At 43.0% G+C, this 21027-nt stretch carries 16 protein-coding genes; 10 read left to right on the forward strand and 6 right to left on the reverse strand.

The features are described from left to right. Nucleotides 1–118: 118 nt before the first annotated feature. The 6 genes from NLX74_RS11200 (at nt 119) to NLX74_RS11225 (ending at nt 7282) form a co-directional block, all read left to right on the forward strand. Nucleotides 119–1111 carry a Gfo/Idh/MocA family protein gene (locus NLX74_RS11200; protein ID WP_254328748.1) on the forward strand — a complete coding sequence of 331 codons (993 nt, stop codon included), beginning with the start codon at nt 119–121 and terminating at the stop codon, nt 1109–1111. 279 nt (nt 1112–1390) lie between these two features. Beyond that, nucleotides 1391–3157: a cache domain-containing sensor histidine kinase gene (locus NLX74_RS11205; protein WP_254328749.1), complete on the forward strand. Its 1767-nt coding sequence runs from the start codon at nt 1391–1393 to the stop codon at nt 3155–3157. 2 nt (nt 3158–3159) lie between these two features. Beyond that, a complete protein-coding gene (locus tag NLX74_RS11210; protein WP_025723251.1) occupies nt 3160–3960 on the forward strand; it encodes a response regulator in 801 nt (266 codons plus the stop codon). A gap of 134 nt (nt 3961–4094) precedes the next feature. Continuing rightward, entirely contained in the window at nt 4095–5438 is a 1344-nt protein-coding gene (locus NLX74_RS11215) for an extracellular solute-binding protein (RefSeq protein WP_250266436.1), read from the forward strand. Nucleotides 5439–5464: 26 nt separating this feature from the next. Beyond that, a complete protein-coding gene (locus tag NLX74_RS11220) occupies nt 5465–6346 on the forward strand; it encodes a carbohydrate ABC transporter permease (protein WP_039273005.1) in 882 nt (293 codons plus the stop codon). A gap of 54 nt (nt 6347–6400) precedes the next feature. Further along, nucleotides 6401–7282 carry a carbohydrate ABC transporter permease gene (locus tag NLX74_RS11225; protein WP_254328750.1) on the forward strand — a complete coding sequence of 294 codons (882 nt, stop codon included), beginning with the start codon at nt 6401–6403 and terminating at the stop codon, nt 7280–7282. Nucleotides 7283–7804: 522 nt separating this feature from the next. Here NLX74_RS11225 and NLX74_RS11230 read toward each other — a convergent pair. After that, the gene (locus NLX74_RS11230; RefSeq protein ID WP_254328751.1) at nt 7805–8227 is read right to left on the reverse strand and encodes a hypothetical protein; all 423 of its coding nucleotides are present in this window, start codon (nt 8225–8227) and stop codon (nt 7805–7807) included. Nucleotides 8228–8232: 5 nt separating this feature from the next. Beyond that, nucleotides 8233–11406 (reverse strand): contractile injection system protein, VgrG/Pvc8 family, encoded by a 3174-nt coding sequence (locus NLX74_RS11235; RefSeq protein WP_254328752.1) that lies wholly within the window; start codon nt 11404–11406, stop codon nt 8233–8235. A gap of 383 nt (nt 11407–11789) precedes the next feature. Here NLX74_RS11235 and NLX74_RS11240 point away from each other — a divergent pair, with 383 nt between their 5' ends. From NLX74_RS11240 to NLX74_RS11255, 4 genes are all read left to right on the forward strand, one after another. Then, nucleotides 11790–12752 carry a helix-turn-helix transcriptional regulator gene (locus tag NLX74_RS11240; RefSeq protein WP_254328753.1) on the forward strand — a complete coding sequence of 321 codons (963 nt, stop codon included), beginning with the start codon at nt 11790–11792 and terminating at the stop codon, nt 12750–12752. Nucleotides 12753–12861: 109 nt separating this feature from the next. Then, nucleotides 12862–13488: a type 1 glutamine amidotransferase family protein gene (locus NLX74_RS11245; RefSeq protein ID WP_254328754.1), complete on the forward strand. Its 627-nt coding sequence runs from the start codon at nt 12862–12864 to the stop codon at nt 13486–13488. 51 nt (nt 13489–13539) lie between these two features. After that, the gene (locus NLX74_RS11250; RefSeq protein WP_254328755.1) at nt 13540–14064 is read left to right on the forward strand and encodes a VOC family protein; all 525 of its coding nucleotides are present in this window, start codon (nt 13540–13542) and stop codon (nt 14062–14064) included. Nucleotides 14065–14684: 620 nt separating this feature from the next. After that, nucleotides 14685–15809 (forward strand): serine hydrolase, encoded by a 1125-nt coding sequence (locus tag NLX74_RS11255; protein WP_254328756.1) that lies wholly within the window; start codon nt 14685–14687, stop codon nt 15807–15809. Nucleotides 15810–16329: 520 nt separating this feature from the next. On the opposite strand, the gene NLX74_RS11260 is transcribed toward NLX74_RS11255, so the two are convergent. The 4 genes from NLX74_RS11260 to NLX74_RS11275 form a co-directional block, all read right to left on the reverse strand. Beyond that, complete coding sequence (locus tag NLX74_RS11260; RefSeq protein ID WP_235309002.1) at nt 16330–16689, reverse strand: putative zinc-binding protein; 360 nt, start codon at nt 16687–16689, stop codon at nt 16330–16332. Between the two features lie 189 nt (nt 16690–16878). Beyond that, on the reverse strand, nt 16879–17343 hold the full coding sequence (locus NLX74_RS11265; protein WP_254328757.1) for an Imm30 family immunity protein: 465 nt from the start codon (nt 17341–17343) through the stop codon (nt 16879–16881). Nucleotides 17344–17490: 147 nt separating this feature from the next. Further along, nucleotides 17491–17871, reverse strand: a complete 381-nt coding sequence (locus tag NLX74_RS11270) for a hypothetical protein (RefSeq protein WP_254328758.1) — start codon at nt 17869–17871, stop codon at nt 17491–17493. A gap of 12 nt (nt 17872–17883) precedes the next feature. Next, on the reverse strand, nt 17884–20877 hold the full coding sequence (locus tag NLX74_RS11275; RefSeq protein ID WP_254328759.1) for a contractile injection system protein, VgrG/Pvc8 family: 2994 nt from the start codon (nt 20875–20877) through the stop codon (nt 17884–17886). Nucleotides 20878–21027: the final 150 nt, after the last annotated feature.

Raw genomic sequence — 21027 nt, forward strand, 5'->3', positions numbered from 1 at the left:
TTTTTTAGCTTGTTCTTCTTAAGAATCACGCCCTTTATCTTTATCCACTGTATATATACTTCGGCAATATGGTACGATGGGATCGGATTATTTTAGTGTGTACATGGGAGGGACTAACATGAGCAAGGCGAAGTTGTGTTTTATCGGGGCTGGCTTTCACGCTTCAACAAATATATATCCTGCTGTCATTAGGGCAGGGGCTGAAATTCAGGCGATTTCGACTAGAGATCTAAGCAGATCGAAGACAGCACTTCAGCGGTTTGGAAGCAGCGGCACACCTTATGACAATTACAAGGCTATGCTGGAGCAGGAAGACTGTGATGGAGTTGTCGTGATTGCACAAGCGGCAGATCATCCTTCGCTCGTACTGGACTGCATTAAGGCTGGAAAACATGTCTTTGTAGACAAGCCACTGGGTTGGAATGCGGAGGAAGCGGCCCAAATTGCAGATGCGGCAGAAGCAGCAGGCGTTGTCCTGATGGTCGGCTTCATGAAGCGCTACGCACCTGTATACATAAAATTAAAAGAATTGATTGAGGGTGGCTCGCTTGGAGCCGCACGCTCATTTCAGGCAAAATTTCTCGTGGACAGTACCCTGTTTTGTAAAACCGGCGAAGATTTCATGAAGCTGGCGGCGGTCCACATGGTCGATCTGGTACGTTATTTGTTCGGGGAAGTGGTACAGGTTACCGGATTTGCGAACGATAACGGTGAGTGTATTTCCCATACGATTGCCCTGAAATTTGAAAATGGTGTAGTGGGCAGCCTATACTTCGCAGGTATGACAGCATGGACACGCGAGAGTGAAGGGATCACGGTAACCTTTGATCACGGTTTTGCGAACGCGGATGAGGTAAACACACTGATCATTCACAAGTCGGAGAGTCATACAGAGCTTCCTTGGAAATCCCTTGCGGAAAATGATACGGTTCTGACACCGTCAGCCTCCGCGATGTCGGGCGGATACCGTGATTTGTACTTGCGCGGTTTTGTTGGTGAAATCGCACATTTCATGAACTGCTGCCAAGAAGGACGGACGCCTGATTCAAGTGGACGGGACAACGTGAAAACGATGGAGCTGTGCGACCGCATTTTGGCTGCGCTCCAATAGGATATCTATTTTATATCCAAGCTTTGGAGCCTGGACGGTACCTTAGTTTGGGTGATTTGAAAGAAGCTTCGGTTAAACTGGTCAGTAGATGGCTCCTGCATTTGTCGGGAGTCATTTCTTTCGTTTACCCTACGATCTTTCTATTTCATAGCATTCCTGCCCATTTTGATTAATCTCTGCTGAAAATACGCCAACAAAGACGAATGATGCGATAGAATAGGAAAAGGAAAGCGTTATCAGCACCCATTTTTTCTGCGATGGTTCAGGGGGAGAAGGCATATGCGTTCAAGGTCAAGGTTTCAGACATTAAACACATTACGTAATCAGATTTTTATCGGATTTATACTAGTGATGCTCATTATGATGAGTGTGGCGGGTGCGTTCATTTATCTCAATGTATCTCACCTGTTAAAAGACAGTGCCGAGCGACATATTGGTCAGACCGCGGTACAAGCAAGCGGTAGGCTGGATGCATTAATCGGCCAGATGGACAACTTGACGGAGCAGGTCGCGAATCACCCGTCTGTTCAGCATATTTTGCTGGAGGAGCGTAACGGGGGCAAGGTAAATTTCGGACAGCGCCAATCCCTGCTGCAAGTGATGCATAGCTATCAGGCATATATGCCGAGTGTCGGCTCGCTGGAGCTGTATACCGCCGAAGGAAAGATGTTGTTTCCGATTAGAGAGGGCAGTCTGGAGGAACGTATCGGACAGGCAGACATCCGTGAAGCGAATCAGATGAAAGGAAGACTGGTCTGGATCGGTATTGATCCCGAAGACCCTCGGTCACTGCTGGCAATTCGGCAGGTAAGTCTGGTGGATCGCTGGTTCTCACGTGGAGGGTACTTGATTACCCGTATGGAGCGAAGTTATTTTGGACTGAATGGTGCGTCAGCGGTCAATGAAGAAGCGGATGAAACCATGCTGCTTGTAGATCGTCAAGGCCAGCTTCTGTCGGGTGAACCAATGAACCAGACGGATTTGTCAGGTGTACTGCATAGCAAGACACAGACGGTTCATATTGGGGAGCGGGAATATGTGAAGGCGGTTCAGCAGTCGGAGCGGACGGGCTGGTCGCTGCTGATTCTGATTCCGGTTAGCGTCGTCACAGACGGAATTACGGTTTTACGGACTACACTTATCATTTCCGCATCTCTTGGTGCCGTGCTATTCCTGTTTATGTCCTTTATGTTGTCTACGTTGATTACAAGACCGATAGGTCACTTGATTCAGGCGATGCGTCGTTCACGGGAAGGGGCGTTGGCTCTGAATCCAGAACCGGCAGCAGCGGTCGAGCTGCGAGAATTGAACGCAGAGTACAATACGATGATTGTCGATATCAATGAATTGATCCATGTCATTTACGAGAAGGAGGTTTTACAAAGCCAGACCGAGCTTAAAGCTCTGCAGGCGCAGATCAATCCGCATTTCCTTTTTAATACGCTGGATGCTTTCAACTGGTCGCTACAGGAGAAGGGAGAGGAGGAGCTTGCCGGGCTGATGGTGTCTATGTCGCGGCTATTTCGTTATGTGATCGAACCGGCTCACCATGACTCTTGGGTGACCCTCGGGGAAGAAATGGCGCAAATCCGTCGTTATCTGGAACTGATGGAGATGCGTCTGGGTGAACGTCTGAGCTGGCAAATTCATATGCCTTCAGAGGCAGCCAGAATTCCGCTTCCTAAGCTGCTGATCCAGCCTATTCTAGAGAATGCCATTTTGCATGGTGTCGAAAATCGCATCGGCAACGGCCGCGTTGAAATCAGTGTCACTCCTTCGACCAGATCGGGTTGGACCAAGATCGCGGTCATAGATAACGGACCTGGAATGACAATGGAAGAACTTGCAGCTGTGCGTACAGCGTTGATGGGGGGAGCAGCCTGCGAAAGCAAGGGAACCGGTATGGGACTAGTGAATGTGCAGCGCAGGCTCGCGCTCTATTATGACAGCACATCTTATCCAACGGACGGTATGCTGATACATAGTGCTGAGCAGGAAGGAACTGTGGTCGCTTTTGAAATTCCTGATGAATATGGAGGGCGGTAGGAATGAGTGTTTCATCCAAAACCATTGTCATTGTAGACGATGAACAGCGAACACGTCAGGGGATACACCAGACACTGGAGCAATGGGCCGCCGGGAAATACCGGATTGTGACATTCGATAATGGTTTGGAAGCATTAAATATACTGCGTGCGGAGACGGTTCATCTGTTGATTACGGATGTCCGGTTGCCGGAATTCAGTGGTCTGGATTTAATCCGCTCTCTGGAACGGGATTCACGACGACCAGCGATCATTGTCATCTCGGGTTATGCGGAGTTTGATTATGTCCAGCAGGCTCTTCGTCTGGGAGCCGTCAATTATTTGCTCAAACCGATTGATAAGCAGGAGCTGCTGAATGCGGTCAATGAAGCGCTTCGGCTGGAAGAGGAGCGGCAGCGGTACGAGAAGCTGGACAAGCTGGCTGACCCTGTTCTGCTAGAGCTTGATCTCCAGGCGGCTACTCTTAGTGATCCGGTACGACGTGCCTTCACCTATATGGCGGAGCATCTTCACGAATCCATTACGATGGCGCAGACTGCCGCGCATTCACACCTGAATGCGAGCTATTTTAGTGTTTTATTCAAGGAGCAAAGTGGTTTGTCCTTCAGCGAATATCTGCATCGACTGCGGATTCAACGAGCCAAGGAGCTACTGCTGCATACCCAGTTGACGATTGCCCAAATCGGCGAGCGATCAGGCTACCGGACAGATAAATATTTTATTAAAGTATTCAAAGCGACCGAGGGGATAAGTCCTAGCCGCTACAGGCAGCAGATGCGTACAGGACCAGAGAATATTGACTGACAGTAGGCAGATCAAACCCAATAAAAGTGGAATTATACCCAATGAGTGTACCCTGTTGGAAGCAGGAATGAAGTGCTAAACTTACAAATGATAACGGTTACAAAAATATAAATACAATAAACGGAGGTCTAACGATGTCCAACGAGTATGGTTTGCGTAAGCGCTCACATCAAAAATGGTTTGCTGGGTTGACCCTGCTGCTGTCATTTATGCTGGTGCTATCCGGTTGCGGTGCTGGTAAGGATGGTCAAGGCGGTTCCAGTGGAGAAGGGGGAAAGGTTACACTTAAAATGATGCACCTGTGGCCAGAGGGAAGTTCGGCACAGCAGAGCAAGCTTGTGACTCAGATTATAGATCAATACCAAAAGGATCATCCGAATGTCGTCATTCAGCAGGAAGTGCTGGAGAATGAACAATATAAAAACAAACTCAAAGTCCTGTCAGCTTCCAATGAATTGCCGGATATCGGCATCACCTGGGCAGCGGGTTTTATGGAGCCTTACGTTAAAGGTGGATTATTTACGCCGATGGATGACCTGTTGAATGGTTCCAAGCTGAAGGACAAATTCGTACCGGGAACGACCGAAGCTTATGCGCTGAATGGCAAAACGTATGCGCTTCCGATTGAATTGAACATTACACCTATTTATTATAACAAAGCCATATTCCAAAAATACAACTTGAAGGTACCTGCGACATTTGACGAATTTAAGCAAGTTGTGAAAACACTTACGGATCACGGAGTTGCACCGATTGCATTGGGCAATAAAGACCGCTGGACCGGCTCGCTCTGGTATATGTATCTGGCGGACCGTATAGCAGGTAACGAAACGCTGAAAAAAGCGATTGACGGCTCAGGATCGTTCGATGACCCTGGTTTAATTCAGGCGGCCTCCGAAGTCCAGACGCTTGTGGATATGAATGCCTTTAACAAAGGATTTAACGGCTTGTCCAATGATGAGGGAAAATCCGAGTTTATGAACGACAAAGCGGCTATGTATTTAATGGCTACTTGGGAATTGCCGAATTTTACGACCAATCCTGCAATCCCGCAAGCATTTAAAGATCAAATTGGCTTCTTTAAATTCCCGATGGTTGAAGGCGGCAAGGGCAACGAGAACAGTTGGGTAGGAGGTCCGGGAGTAGGTTTGTTCGTTTCGGAAAATTCCAAGGTAAAAGAAGAGGCCAAAGCGTTCGTTGAATACTTCGTAGTCAAGTGGGGAGAGCAATCGGTCACACAGGCGGGCGTAATTCCGGCGACGAAAGTGGACACCTCCAAAGAAAAATTGCCCAAGCTGTATGTCGATTTGCTGAACGGACTGAATCAAGCCAGCAGCATTACCTTGTTCGCCGATGTACAGATGAAGCCGAATGCAGCACAGGTACATTTGAATATGATTCAGGCATTGTTTGGTAAAGCGGTGACACCGCAACAATTTGCCGAGCGGCATAAGGCTGCCATCGAGAAAGAAAATTGAAATTGACCACCTAAGGAGGTCCGACCGTGGAAAAGGTCATGTCCAATAAGCTTGTCATTGCTCTATATGTATTGCCTTCTCTGCTGCTGTTATTCGCCGTAATATATGTGCCCATCGTACTGACCGGCTATTACGGCCTGAATCAGTGGAATGGAATCGGCTCTATGACCTTTGTGGGGCTGGACAATTATCAACATTTGCTCACAGACAGTGCATTCTGGCAAAGTGCCTGGCATTCGCTGCTGTTGGCCTTGTTTTCAGGCATCAGTCTGATCGGTTATCTGGTCATTGCGATGATTTTATCAGGAAAAATCAAGGGAGCGAATCTGCTGCGGAAAATTTATCTGATTCCCATGCTGTTGTCATCTGTAGCGATCGCACAGCTGTGGCTCAAAATGTATCATCCAACGAACGGAGTGTTCAATTCCATACTGGCGTCGGTCGGAGTCCACAATCCGCCTGAATGGTTAGCTAATCCGTCCTTGGTGCTGTTTGCTTTGTTCATTCCGATTATTTGGCAATATGCAGGCTTTTATATCCTGATCTATTATGCCGGGCTGAAAAACATTCCCGAAACGTTGATGGAGGCTGCCCGAATCGACGGGGCCAGTGCCTGGCAGATTGCGACTCGTATCAAATTGCCCCTGCTGCGCGAGGTGATTAACGTTACGATCATATTGTCTATTGTCGGCTCGCTCAAATATTTTGATCTCATCTACGTCATGACGGACGGTGGACCGAATGGAGCCAGTGAAGTGATGGCCTCTTACATGTACCACCAGGCATTCCGCAGCTTTGATTTTGGATACGGCAGTGCTACAGCCTTTGCCCTGCTGCTCATCTGTCTAATCGCTACGTGGCTGATCCGCAAGGTTACGGCTACGAGTGACACCATCCAGTATTCATAATGCAGCTTGCTAATAGATGAGGGTAACAAAGGACAGGAAGAGGGAGGAACGGATATGAAAACCCAGGCAGCCGCCAACTATCCGCTAGGAGCCGCTACCCGCGGCAAAATGTTAACTCGGGTCGGTTATGCCGCTTTGTATATCATTTTAATCATCTTGGCGGTGACGCAGCTTTTACCGCTGGTGTGGCTGATGCTGTTCTCGCTTAAAAATAATCAGGAAGTGTTTAACCTTCCGCCGTTTGCACTCCCGTCCCAGCCGCATTGGGAGAACTATATGAATGTGTGGACCAGCGGCAATATCGGGCGGTATTTTTTCAATAGTGTGTGGATTACGGTCATATCCGTGGCGCTGACGGTGCTGCTAGCCAGCTTTGTAACGTTTGCCATTACGCGTATGCGGTGGAAAGGAAGTCAGCTGGTTCTCGGACTCTTTATGGTCGGACTGATGATTCCAGTCCATTCCACCTTGATTCCGTTGTTCAGTATGTTTCTCAAACTGCATTTAACAGATACTTCACTCTCCATCATCCTGTCGTATGTTGCTTTTAATCTGCCGACAACGATGATGATCTTGCTGGGTTTCTATTACGCCTTGCCCCGTGAAGTGGAAGAAGCGGCCGTTATGGACGGCTGCTCCGTCAACCGGATGTTCTTCCGAATCGTGCTGCCCATGACAACCCCTGTCATGGCAACGACATCTATTATTAACATGATCTATAACTGGAATGAGTTTATTTTCGTTAATACGTTCATCAGCTCGGACGAAAACAAAACACTGACCGTTGGTGTCCAGAACTTTATCGGACAATATACGACCGACTGGGGAGCTATCGGAGCTACGTTGATGATCAGCATTTTGCCCATTTTGCTAGTGTTCCTCATCATGAGTGACCGGATTGTGGAAGGGATCGCAGCCGGGTCGGTTAAGGGGTAAACATTCAAGGCATAGCTGATAAACGGTATGGGCAAAGAGCTATCGGGATACAAATTTCCCTGCCAAAGTTAAAGAGCATCCCCTAGTGTAGATGTTGGAACAAGCCTCTTGGTTTGTCCATAAATGCTAGGGGGGCATTTTTATGTGAGTCTAGGTTTGAGGTGAAGGGAATACTTAATGAAGTAACTCTATAATTTAAAGTTTTTTCAGAAATTAAATGGAAAGCAAACGAACGTGTTGATATTTATTTACTGACCAATTGTGTGAATAGATCAGAGGTTATGATGTGGTTGGTAACCCTGATAGTGAGGAATGGCAAGTTGTGTTATTCATATAGGAATTGGGATTCATTCTGCTAATTGACTGCTTATTTTTGGCATAAAAAAAGCACATTCCTACTCGTATCTCAAGTGGGACTGTGCCTTTAAAAGGCTATCATATTTGTGTTAAGTTATTGGTTTGTATATCTGTTAATATTATAAACAAAATTTGTCCGAAGTTATTAACAAGCTATTGACATGGCTATTTGAATCTTTCTAAACCATGATATGGATTCGAAATATTTTCACCAACTTCATCAATTGCTTCTATTATTTCTTCCAATATTAATTCATTTATATCCTTATCTTGCTTTATTGAATCTTTAATTTTTTGAAAGCAATTCTTTAGTCCGAGGTTTACAACAATTGAAAGAATGATATCTACATCATCATAAGAATCAGTATTCCATAACCTGTAAAGAACCTTATCTATACTATTTCTTACTTCACTTTCCAATAACTCGTAGGTCATAACTTGTCTATCTGTTAATTGGCTAAGAATTAATAAAAAATCCTTTTTCTCAATTTGACCAGTATTAAATTCATTCAATACGTTTTGAAACATCAATGCTAATGTTTCTGTTGGTAATACATCGGGTAATTTCTCAATTTCTTTAAGATTCATTTTTTTTATTTCCCCTCTATTGGAATGTGAACTTCATTTAAGGATTGATTTTTAGTCCATGTTCCATCGGTTTTTAATTGTTTATTACCTATTTTTATTTGTGCAGTCCAACGTGTTCCTGATACTGACCCAGAGTACTTACTTGCAGCTATAGGATCTGGCGAATGCCATCGAATAATTGCCTTCTGTCCATCAGCCAGTAAAAATTCGTACTTTGCTCCATCTTTAATTGTACTTGTTGGAAAAAATGTATTTGACGTATCTGGGGGGATCATAGATTCTAAATTGGATAAGCTAATTTCCCCATTTTTCAATAGATCTTGTGCTCCTTGTCTGGCCTGGTCTCTTGTTAAAGACTCTATAGAGGAATTTACAGGTATAGTATTCTTCGATTTAACAATTTCTTTTTCCTTTTTTAAATATTCTTTTATATTTGAGGATTTTCTTGTATTTGTACTCTTAGTTACATTATATATGACCTTCTTTTGAATTTTACTATTTTCTTCTCTAGTTGCCTTGGAGGCAGTCTCTCGTAGCGTTTTCCTTGCCTGTTGATCCTGTTGTTTATATTGGTTTTTCGTTGTTAACCTTTCATTTGGCTGTGGTTTGTAGCCTTTGGTTTCAAGAGTTTGGTTATTTTTTGGGTTAGCTATGTTTTCTCTAGCTTCTATTTGTTGTCTCGCTAATAATTCCTGGACTCTTACTTTTGCACTTACTCCAGAAGAAATATTAAAGAACCCTTTTCCTCTACCCAGTTTTGAAAGTATCCCCTTTAATTCTTTAGTATGGTCTATCCCCCCTCGACCACCAAACATAAGAGGGTTTTCTGTGATAATAGCATAGAACATCCATTTCTTCTCTTCGTCGGATACTCCTTGCTTCCTAGTTAGCATGAAGAAATCGCCGGGATAATTATGTTTCCATTCACTATAGTATTGGCGATCCGGTTTACCGTCACGAGTACGGACAAGACCATCTTCTCCTCGAAAACTCCCCGGTTTAAGTTTGGGTGTAAAGTCTTCGGTATATGCTGCCCTAAGATAATCCTGCCAGATTCTTTCGTAGTCTTCTTCCGTCAGCTCCGGTGGCGCAGCTTCTTTTTTTGCTTTAAGGGCAGCTTTAGCTCTAGCTTCTTTTTCTGCTTTAAGAGCAGCTTCAGTTCTAGCTTTTTCTTGTTCTTTATATTCCCTCAGCATTCTATCTTTAACACTTTTAGGTACCTGTTGATAGGCATGAACCATAGTTTTTGATGCTGCCAGCAAGTTTTGAACCAGCTCTAATGGGCCACCGGAATGCGCTATATGACGTGCGCTTGTATACACTTTTCCCAGAATCCATTTGCTATAGTAGGCATGTCTCGCTTGCTCATGCTCATATTGAGTGATCAACCCTTGCATTGCTAAACCAGCCAAGTGTTTCAACGGATGAATGCCGTTCCCCTTACCGCCTCCAATCGTAGGAGTTCCTTTGCTCCGAACGGGGATAACTGCGGTTGCTTTTAGAATGACGCCCGCCGCAGGTCCACTTAACGCTCCCGCAACAACACCAGCCACTTTTCCCATCACTGGAATGGAGCCTAATAGCTTGGATACCGTGCCCAACAAAGAATTGGCCTGTTGAAGTGCAGCCGGACTTGTCACTTTGGCGGTAGGAGTGCTGCTTGATGTCTTAGCTGCTGATGGAGCTTGCGCCGCCTCGTATGCTTTGATGCTCATCAATGGCGGCTCAGGTACAGGAGGGAGGTCGGCTACGAAAACAGGAGCTTTCACCGTACCTTCCTGATAAATCACCGGAGCTTTGGTATCCGTCTCACCATCCAGTACCATGCTGCTGGACCCGCCTTTTAGATACAGCGCCGTTCCAGCTTCGAGCGAAAGTTCCTGCCCAGCATCGAGCTTCACGTGACCACCCTGAATCTGCACATTCCCCGGACTGTCGATCGTAATGCCGTTACTTTCATGCAGTGTAATGGAAAATTCACCGGAGGTGGATAGAGTCAGCTCATGCTCAGACATTTCTACGCCGCTACCTTGCACATGTTGCCATACCTTCATATTCGGCTGACCATTGGTGTGGCGTTGTTGTCGCAGTGAATCCGTTACATAGGCATCTTGTTCGCGGTGTGTAGGCAGATACAATTCCACCTGTTCCCTGATCTCAGGCATATCGTACCAGCCGCTATGTTCTTCAGCGACATAACGGGTGGCTACGGGAAACCAGCACGCTTTAGCAGGTTCTTGCTTCGGATCAATATCCAGTTGAAGCTGTACGAAATCCTGTTGTACCTTCAGCACCGCTCCTGTCAGCGAAATCCCGGTGGCCTGATCGTTTTCATACCGCGCATACCGGATATCCTGTTCGGCTTGAAGATCATAACGGGTGCGCAGTAATCCATCCGTTAGTGTAGTCACGGCCCGAACCACGACCAGTTCTTTACCTTGTCCGATGGGTAACGTGATAAGGTCGCCCAGCGCATAGTATTGCAGACTTTCGATCATGACATACGAGCCAGCACGTTCTCTTGGCTTTTCCGTATCCAGCTCATGAAACGTTTTTCGTACTCGATAAAATACATCCCGCTCCACCTTATGCTGCTTGCCTTCGGGCATCCCGAAGAAAACCTTGGGTGAGGCTGCGGTTACCTCTGGCACGAGTACGGAGCCAAAGCGAGAAGCGAGGCGTTTTAAAAACGCCCAATCGGTCTCCTCATATTGTAAAACAAATGTCTCCAGTTTGGCATGGTTGCTTACCGTATCAATGGCATCTCCGTATTGATATTTTCGAACCAGCGCAGTGACCAGATCATCATAGGTGCGGTGAATATCTTGATAGGAGCGTCTTTTACGTTTGATATCCATTTGATAGGAATGGGAAGCGGCCTCCAGTTCAAACCTATATACGCCTCGCACACAGTGTACGGACATACGTGTAACAATCCCATGGAACAATCTTCTCAGCGATTGTCCCTGATCATTCAACTGACGAATCACAATCGGCTCTTGCTCCATATTTTGACCGATACAAGCTGCTCCCTGTTCTTCGGAGAGCAACCCGCTGATATGTAAAAAGGCATGATCGTTAATGGCACGTGTTATTTGAATTTGTTCGATGTGTAGTGGCTGAAAGGGACCATAAAAGCGTAGACTTTCATATCCGATCCCATCTGATAATACGCTCAAGTGAGTTCATAACTCCTTTCTAGATGCGATGGGTATTTCCAAGTAAAGCACGTCGTCTTGAATTCGCTTCTGAATTATAGAAGCCGCAGATGAGTACAAACTGTTAGTCAAGATAGATATGTAATGTATTACGGGGGTTGTTTGGTATTAAGAAACGAGAGGTGATACTTAATAAACAACCCAGCATATGTATTTATCGGTTAAAAGAGAGATTTAGTTTACAGAATGAACCATTGGAAGAGGTATTTACAATGTGTATTTCTGGAAGCAGGAGATACCGGGGGAGAGTTTTGAGTAGAAAAAAGCATATAATAGATGGTAAGAGGGAGTATAAGAAGATATTTATAAAAGTTGAGCTTTAATGAAAGATGAGGGTTCTTATTATGCCAAAAAACGATAATATGCTGGCCATTCTATGGATGTTGAATTCGGGCGTAAAAATGACTGCAAAGCAAATATCCGAAAAGTTAGAAATAAATATAAGGACAGTTTATCGGTATATTGATGCACTATGTGCCAGTGGAGTGCCGATAATATCCGACCCAGGTCATAATGGCGGGTATAGCTTGCTGAATAATTTTATCAGAGCGCCTCTACTATTTGATATGAAGGAAAAAAAGGCACTCCTTCATGCTGCTATTTTTGCAAAAGAGGCTGGATACCCTTTGAGTGAGGCATTAGGCAATGCGACATCAAAATTAAAAATGTATTCGAATCAAGAGCAGGAAAGTATACTTAGCCGTCATTTAGCCGGATTTGAAGTGATTAACCGCATGGTAGACCCTTCTCTTCAGCCGATATTGGCGGAATTGGAGCAAGCTGTAGCCAACGAATTTTCTGTAGAAATGGATTATCGCACAAGCCATGAAGAACAACCCAAGAATAGGGTGATAGACCCCTATGGAATGGTTTACTGGAACAACAAATGGTACACTGTTGCATTTTGCCACCTAAGAAATGAGATCCGTAGCTTTCGGGCAGATCGGATTCTACAAATCAAGCGTACTCCCACCATATTTAAGCGTCCTGAGGCTTTTTCGGCTCGTGAATTTTTTATGCAAAATCTGTTACCTGATTTAGTAGGCAAGGACGGTTTAATTTCTTTAATGATCGAAGGCAGGCCAGAGGCATTGGATGACTTATGTCTGCATTGGTTTTTGGGGCATCATCTGAAAGAGCGGGCATCCAATCAAGCCATCTTTTTGCTTGAGGAAAAATCACTTCATACATATGTCCCTTATTTACTCCTACCCTACGGGAAGTCCATTCAAGTCATCGAACCACAGAGTTTGAAGAAAAAGCTTGTCGCTGTTGCGTCGGAGTTAATGGAATATTATCAACGTTAATAGCTTCACTGACAGCAGATGTCAGTGAAGCTTTTTTATAATGAGGATAATCATAGATTACCGAGAGTTGGTATCACTCGATGAATTATAAAATAAGGAGAATTTGCAAATGAATAATACAGTATATCTTTATGTGTTTGACACCATGGCAGATTGGGAGATAGGTTATTTAACTGCCGAACTGAACTCGGGGAGATATTATAAAAAGGGGCTGGTCCCATCCAAAATAGTTACCGTGGGAATGGAAAAGACCCCTGTAACTACAATGGGCGGATTGAAAATCCTGCCTAACATCAAACTGGATGAGTGCAGCATTGAAAGCACAGATACATTGATTTTACCCGGTGGAGATACATGGACAGAAACCATTCACCAACCCATCTTAAAATTCGCTGAGAGGTGTTTAGAGGAAGGGATATGGGTTGCAGCGATTTGTGGTGCTACCATCGGACTTGCCCAGGCAGGATTGCTGAATTCACGTTGGCATACAAGCAATGATCTGGAATACCTCCAAATGACCTGTCCCACCTACACGGGCGAAAAGTATTACAAAACGGAGTCTGCTGTAACGGATGGAAAACTGATCACAGCATCTGGAACAGCTCCGTTGGAATTTTCCGTACACGTCTTGAAAGCTCTGGGTGTGTTTTCTTCTAAAACATTAGAAGCCTGGTATAGTCTAAATAAGACTCGTGCATCCAGATATTACTATGAGTTGATGGATTCAATCCAATGAAGGTATAAGCATAAAATTGAACTGTTACGATCATTTAAAGGAGGAGTTAAAATGACTGAAAGCAGAGAATATACGGGAGTGTCAGGTAAATATACAAAGAAGGGAACACCCAACGGCTTTACATCTATTACCCCTTTTATTACAGTGAAGAATCCTTCGGAAGCAATAGAGTTCTATAAAAGTGTTTTCAATGCAAGGGTTAAGGATATTACTGAATATCCTGATGAGAATGGCAATAAAATCATTGTTCATGCGGAATTAGATTTTGGAAATGGTTTTTTGCAGCTGGGAGCAGCGAATCCGGCATATCAATTGGTTTTGCCGCCAGATGAAGACAATGCGTGTTATTCTTTAGGAATTTACGTGTTGAATGTTGATCAGGTATTTGAAAATGCAGTAGCAAGAGGAGCAAAAGTAAGGGAACCAGTTACAAACTTTGTTTCAGGTGATCGATTCGGAAGTATATTGGATCCTTGTGGAGTAAGATGGTCTATTATGACCAGGATCGAGGATTTGTCAGAAGAAGAAAGTAGTCGTAGGGTTGCTGAATGGGCTAAAAGCTTTAGTGGAGAATAAAGGCAATCACTTTTTTGGTAAAGTGTATTAAAGTGACTATCTGCTGAAATGATGTTAAGGAAAGATTGAATATAGGAAGCATTGGTATTTTGCTCTTCAATGAGGATCTAGTTGATAAATGAAGAGAGGCTCTTCAAGTCTGGTACATAAGGCTTGAAGAGCAATAATAACGATTAATGCATAGCAGAAAAAGTTTGGAAAAGGGGTTCGATTTGAAAATATAAAAAGTTATACCATTTTATAAAGATCAGTTTCCGGAAAATATCAATTGCAATTCGAAGAAAAACAAGAAGATTAGGATATGTAAGCTTTCAACACAAACAAATTCTGGTTTTTTATGATGGTTGGTGTCCTGTTTGTTAATGAATTAGAAAGGCGAATGCATAGTTTCTCACTGAATGATCCCAATAAAATACAACGCGGAATTGACTCTATTGCACAAATTTGTACAAGAATACCGTATCTTTGGTGGGCGGTTCCCTTTATAATTATTTTCAAAAAAATGGGTATAGGCGGTTATTTGTATGATTATATAGCTTCTAAAAGAAAAGTGATCCCTGTGGGGAACTGTGATGATTTATGTGAACTTTACCCTAAGCGTGTCCATTAAGGAGCAAAGCATGAAAATAATTTTATGGATAGTAGCTATAATTTTAATATTTGTTCTCATATGTATCCTGTTTTTGTTCATTGCGAAGCGCCAAAATAATAAGAAAACAGAAATGGATGTTCTGAGCTTTTTAAAGGAAAATCCGAGTAAAGCATCTTTGTTTATGATCAAAAATGGTATGGAGAAAATCAGCTATAACTCAGAAGTTAAAATGCCGCTTGCCAGCACGGCCAAAGTGATCATTGCTATCGAATTTGCTCGCCAAGTTGTGGCGAAAATATTAGACGAGCAGGAACTTGTTCCTTTAGAGGAATTAAATAAATTTTATATCCCTGGTTCCGATGGTAACGCTCATCATAACTGGATCCAATCCATTCGCGCAAACCATAAAGAGGTTCAAGGTAAAATTACGTTATTGGATATTACTCACGGTATGTTAGCATATAGCTCCAATGCCAATACAGAATTTCTAATGGCGAAAATGGGTTTGGATAAGATAAATGAGAATATTATGAAGCTCTCACTTTCTTCTCATGATAAAATCTTTCCTTTTTCATCTGCGGGATTCATGTCTCCTTATATCCAAGAGACTGAAAACATAGGCTTTAAAGAGTCGATACAAAAGATAAGTGAGATGAGCTACGAGGAATTTATGAAAAAATCTATTGAAATTCATCAGATTTTAAATCGTGATCAGGGGTTAGAATGTATTCAGAAATGGAACACCAGGCAGAATTATGTACGAAAGCTTCAAGTGCTGGAATCGCGCAAGCTTCCTCGTTCAACGACTAAAGAATATGCTTACCTCATGAAGCTCATACACAAGGAGGAATTGGTTCCTTCTACTATAAATCCATATCTAAAAATGCTAATTCAGCGACAAGTGGATAACTCCAAGTTAATAGAGTTCGGAAACAAAGGTGGATCTACCATTTCTGTTCTAACAGAGGCTTTATATTGTACGGATCGGGAGGGAAATGACATTCAACTAGCCATGTTTATTCAAGATGATTCTGGGGTGGATCATATTTGGCTCAAGCAGAAGCTGGATTTGTTTTTTTACAAATTATTAACGGATACTGCATTTCAAGAAGAGGTAAGAAGCAAATTATCATATGATAAGGGAAGAAATTGAATGTTTTTTTATTTTGTAAAAATGCTGCTGATTCCGCTTATACTTACTGGATCATGGCTTACTTTCCATTTAAAAACCGTATTTCGTGTCTTTTTATGATTTATTAGCGATATATCAAGTTTTTATTTGTATTTTATTTAGTATTTCATACATTACATCCACTCCTTTAGAACGTCGGTTTGAGACTTTGTGTGCCAGGTTTCTGGGGGGGGGGGGGCAATATATACTACTACGATCAATGGAACATTACATGTTGACGTTAAGAAATAAAGCTTGATAGTTTGGGAACAGTTAACAAACTAATTGCTCTTTAAGTCTGGTACATAAAAAATCTTCTTTTGAACAAGGACGCATAGGAATTTTGTCAATTTTAAATTGTGAGACAAATTCATTTAAACATTCGATAATTATTCCCCTTATTAAAAAGATGTTGCTGTATAAAAATAATACTGGTGACCCTTAAAGATGTGTTAGGAGCCACCAGTAAAAATTCGATACACACTTTTATTTTGATTAAGAATTATTGTCCAATTTGTTCTAAGATTTGTGTGTAAGCATTCCTATAATGATCGGGATTAGGATCTTCACCTATTATTTTGGGTACGTCAAAGTCAGACAGCAGGAAATGGTGTTTGGGTTGAACTGCATGCCTTGCTAAGCAACTCTTGCAACAGGACAAGGGACAGCCGTCAATTGCAATGATGTCACGTCCCGATTTTGCTGTTCTGACAAGGGGTTTGACATCACCACCAACACCAGCAATACAGGACATTTCTGCGACTTTTTCTCGATCCATTTGTATAGCGATCATGTTAGCGGTTTGTGCTGCGGAGGAACATCCAGAACAAGAATAGACAAGAGGTAAATCAGTTCTTTTCATCTTTGTACACTTCCTTGTTTTTTCTTTGTGATCCATCACGGTATCTTTGGTTTTAGCTGAAATCAAATTTAAATTGTTTATATTTTAACTTAAATTTACAGTCTAAACCGTGATCGTGATCACGACATTATTTTGAAAAATCTATTATAGGGCTAACTGTGTATATACAATTCAGCCAGATCCCCATTTTCAACTTATTTTTTCTAATAGAGAATTAACCTTATCTAAATATAAATCTGAATCGTCATTCTTAATCACCATTAAAATTTCTTTAATTGTCTGTTTAGTTGAATTTTCTAGTTTCTCCAAAGCTTTACCGTAAGAAATTACTAATTCTTTTGAATTTAAAAGTGTCCGATGGATTCTCTCTGCCCAAAATTCTGCATGGGGCAACATTTTGGAAGTGCCCAAAGCCAATTTGTATAAGCCCTCTTCTAAATCATTACGTTTTGCAATATAAAATATAGTTTCAATAAGATAATCATTAGCTGACGGCTCAGCAACTTCATCTTCGAAGATTGTACAAAGATCGAGAATTATATCATTCGTTCCTTCAAGGGACATTTCATTCAGTATATTCTCAAATACCTCTATATTGTCCCCCTCGTTTTCCATAAAACGCATTTTATATAGTAAATTAATTTTCTCATTCATATTCTCTTCCCCTCCTGCGGTTTGAGTGTGTATGTTAACTCTGATGGAGAGGGATGACAAGTCATTGTTTCATAAAAAAAGCCCATCCCCACTCATGATTCAAGTAGGAATAAGCTTTGGGTAGTTTTTTAATCGTAAAAAAATGACCTATTCAGAAATTTCAATATAGTTCTGTTCATTAATTTGTTCATATTTTATTTTTATTTTTTCCGTTCCTTCTAAAAGTGAGGCAATGTATCTTGTTATTTCTACCGTCACTCTTTCAGTATCGTCTGGGCTTTCATTGTATGGGCTTGGATTGACTTCTAATAAATATCCACCATCTCCTCCATACCCTTGTATAACTAACTCAAAACCCAATATATTTGCATTAATATATACTGCCGGAACTTCTTCATAAATGTAATCTTCTAATCCACCAAATGGAATACCACCAACCAGTTTATCTGAAATAATCTTTGCAACACCAAAGATATCTTCCTCAGATTCTATTGGTAGGGAACAAGTAAAGTAAGGGTATTTTTTCATATTAATTTTCTCCTAATCATGATCAATTATTTGAGTACCTGCTTTAATTTTTTGGTTATATTCTTCTTGCGTAAATATACGAAAAGTAAGCTTGTCTGGTCTCCCTTTCTTATCCACTCTCCTTAGACCATCTAAAGATTCTTTAAGGATTTTATCGGCTTGCCTTTGTAATTGTTCAACCTCTTTAATTTTTGCCCCTGACCTCCATGTATCATCAATCCGAAATTTTGAAGCCAGCTTATCACTGACAATAAATGCATCAATATCAAAGTCCGTTGGATCAAATGGCGCGTTCCCCTTATGTGGGCCTTTCTGACCTGTTGCCAAAGAACCTCTATACCCCACTTTAGCATCCGGGTCTAATTCTTTTATTTTCTTCGCAGCAGGACTCAATGTCTCTTGAACCGTATTCATAATATCTATTCTGGTTTTAGGTTTACCCGTCCCCTCAGTTTTAGTTACACTCGATTTCGGCTCATTCGTTGGCTTCAAGGGTTTTGGTTCTGAAACATCTTTGGAATTATGATGTGTCCCTTTTCCACCTTTTATTTTTCCCTTACCCAGAAGAGAGCTAATTAGCATCCCAGCTAATGTCTCACCCTCCATGTAACTTTGGCCCTTCTCTAACATCCGTTTATCGTCTTCTTTTAAACCTTTGAGATACTCATCTCTGGCATTTTCCTGATCCAAAATATAATTTTTAGCAAATACCAAATCTCCCTTTGCCTCTTCAAATTGGCCCGACACTATAGTACTTATAGTATCCACAGGATGCTCGATAAGAGCATCTTTTAACTGTTTCAAGCCTTCAACGTTCGCTTGAACTGTTTCCTCCATGCCCTGGAAAAAGAGTGTGGTTTCCTCGCCAAAGCTTTTTTTAGGGGGTTCGGGACGATTAGCTTCCCAGTCACGAATACTTTGCGCATACTTTCTTGCTCTCTGTAATTTTTCTTCTTCTGGGGAAAGCGGCTTAGGAGGAGGTTGTTGCTTCATATAATCCCTAATCCATTTTTTACGAACACTTTTAGGAACCTGCTGATACGCATGAACCATCATCTTAGACTCTTTCAGCAAGTTTTGAACCAGCTCCAATGTTCCACCGGAATGCGCCACATGACGAGCACTTGTATACACTTTCCCCAAAATCCACTTGTTATAATAGGCTTCCTGAGCTCGCTCATACTCGTATTGACTGACCAGTCCCTGCATTGTTAAACCAGCCAAGTATTTTAACGGATGAACTTCATTCCCCTTGCTACTGTTTCTAACGGTAGGTGTTCCTTTGCTACGAACAGGGATTGCTGCGGTGGCTTGCAGAATCACACCCGCAGCAGGTCCACTTAGTGCTCCCATAACAACGCCAGCCACTTTTCCCATTACTGGAATGGAGCCTAATAGCTTGGATACTGTCCCCATCTTGGCATTCGCCTGTTGAAGCTCTGCTGGACTGGTGACTTTTGCTTTAGGGGTAGAGGCTTGACTGCTAGATGAATCCTTGGCTGCTGATTGAGCTGCTTCATAGGCTTTGATGCTCATCAATGGTGGCTCAGGTACAGGAGGGAGGTCAGTCACGAAAACAGGAGCTTTCACCGTACCTTCCTGATATATTACCGGAGCTTTGGTATCCGTTTCACCATCCAGTACCATGCTGCTGGCTCCGCCTTTTAGATACAGCGCCGTTCCAGCTTCGAGCGAAAGTTCCTGCCCAGCATCAAGCTTCACGTGACCACCCTGAATCTGCACATTCCCCGGACTGTCAATCGTAATGCCGCTACTTTCATGCAGTGTAATGGAAAATTCACCGGAGGTGGATAGGGTCAGATCATGCTCAGACATTTCTACGCCGCTACCTTGCACATGTTGCCATACCTTCACATTCGGCTGTCCATTTGCGTGGCGTTGTTGTTGTAGCGAGTCCGTGACATAGGCATCCTGTTCGCGGTGTATAGGCAGATACAATTCCACCAGTTCCCCGATCTCAGGCATATCGTACCAGCCACTATGTTCTTCCGCGACATAACGGGTGGCTACGGGAAACCAGCACGCTTTAGCAGGATCTTGCTTCGGGTCAATGTCCAGTTGAAGCTGTACAAAATCCTGCTGTACCTTCAGCACCGTTCCTGTCAGTGAAATCCCGGTGGCCTGATCGTTTTCATGCCGGGTATAGCGGATATCCTGTTCGGATTGAAGATCATAGCGAGTACGCAGTAAGCCATCCGTTAATGTGGTTACGGCTCGAACCACGACCAATTCTTTGCCTTGTCCAATGGGTAACGTGATGAGGTCGCCCAGCGCATAGTATTGCAGGCTTTCGATCATATAGGTGATATACGAGCTAGCACGTTCGTCAGGCTTTTCCGCATCCAGCTCATGAAACGTTTTTCGAACACGATAAAATACATCACGCTCTACCTTATGTTGCTTGCCTTCTGGCATCCCGAAGAAAACCTTGGGCGAGGCTGCGGTTACCTCTGGCACAAGTACGGAACCAAAGCGAGAAGCGAGACGTTTTAAAAACGCCCAATCGGTCTCATCATATTGTAAAACAAATGTCTCCAGTTTGGCATAGTTGCTTACCGTATCAATGGCATCTCCATATTGATATTTTCGAACCAGCGCAGTGACCAGATCATCATAGGTGCGGTGAATATCTTGATAGGAGCGCCTTTTACGCTTAATATCCATCTGGTACGAATGGGAAGCAGCCTCCAGTTCAAACGTATACACGCCTCGCACACAATGTACGGACATACGCATGACAATCCCATGGAACAATCTTCTCAGTAATTGTCCCTGATCATCCAACTGACGAATCACAATGGGTTCTTGCTCCATATCCTGTCCGACGCATGCAGCTCCTTGTTCTTCGGAGAGCATGCCACTGATATGTAAATAGGCATGATCGTTAATGGCACGTGTTATTTGAAGTTGTTCGATGTGTAGTGGCTGAAAGGGACCATAAAAGCGCAGGCTTTCATATCCGATCCCATCTGATAATACGCTCAAGTGAGTTCAAGACTCCTTTCTAGATGCGATGGGTATTTCCAAGTAAAGCACGTCATCTTGAAATTGCTTCTGATTACAAAAGCCGCAGATGAGTAGAACTGTGAGTCAAGATAGATATGTATTACAAGGTTTGTGCGCTATACAGGTTTA

It is taken from the genome of Paenibacillus sp. MZ03-122A (genome assembly GCF_024213325.1).
Classification (GTDB): domain Bacteria; phylum Bacillota; class Bacilli; order Paenibacillales; family Paenibacillaceae; genus Paenibacillus; species Paenibacillus polymyxa_B.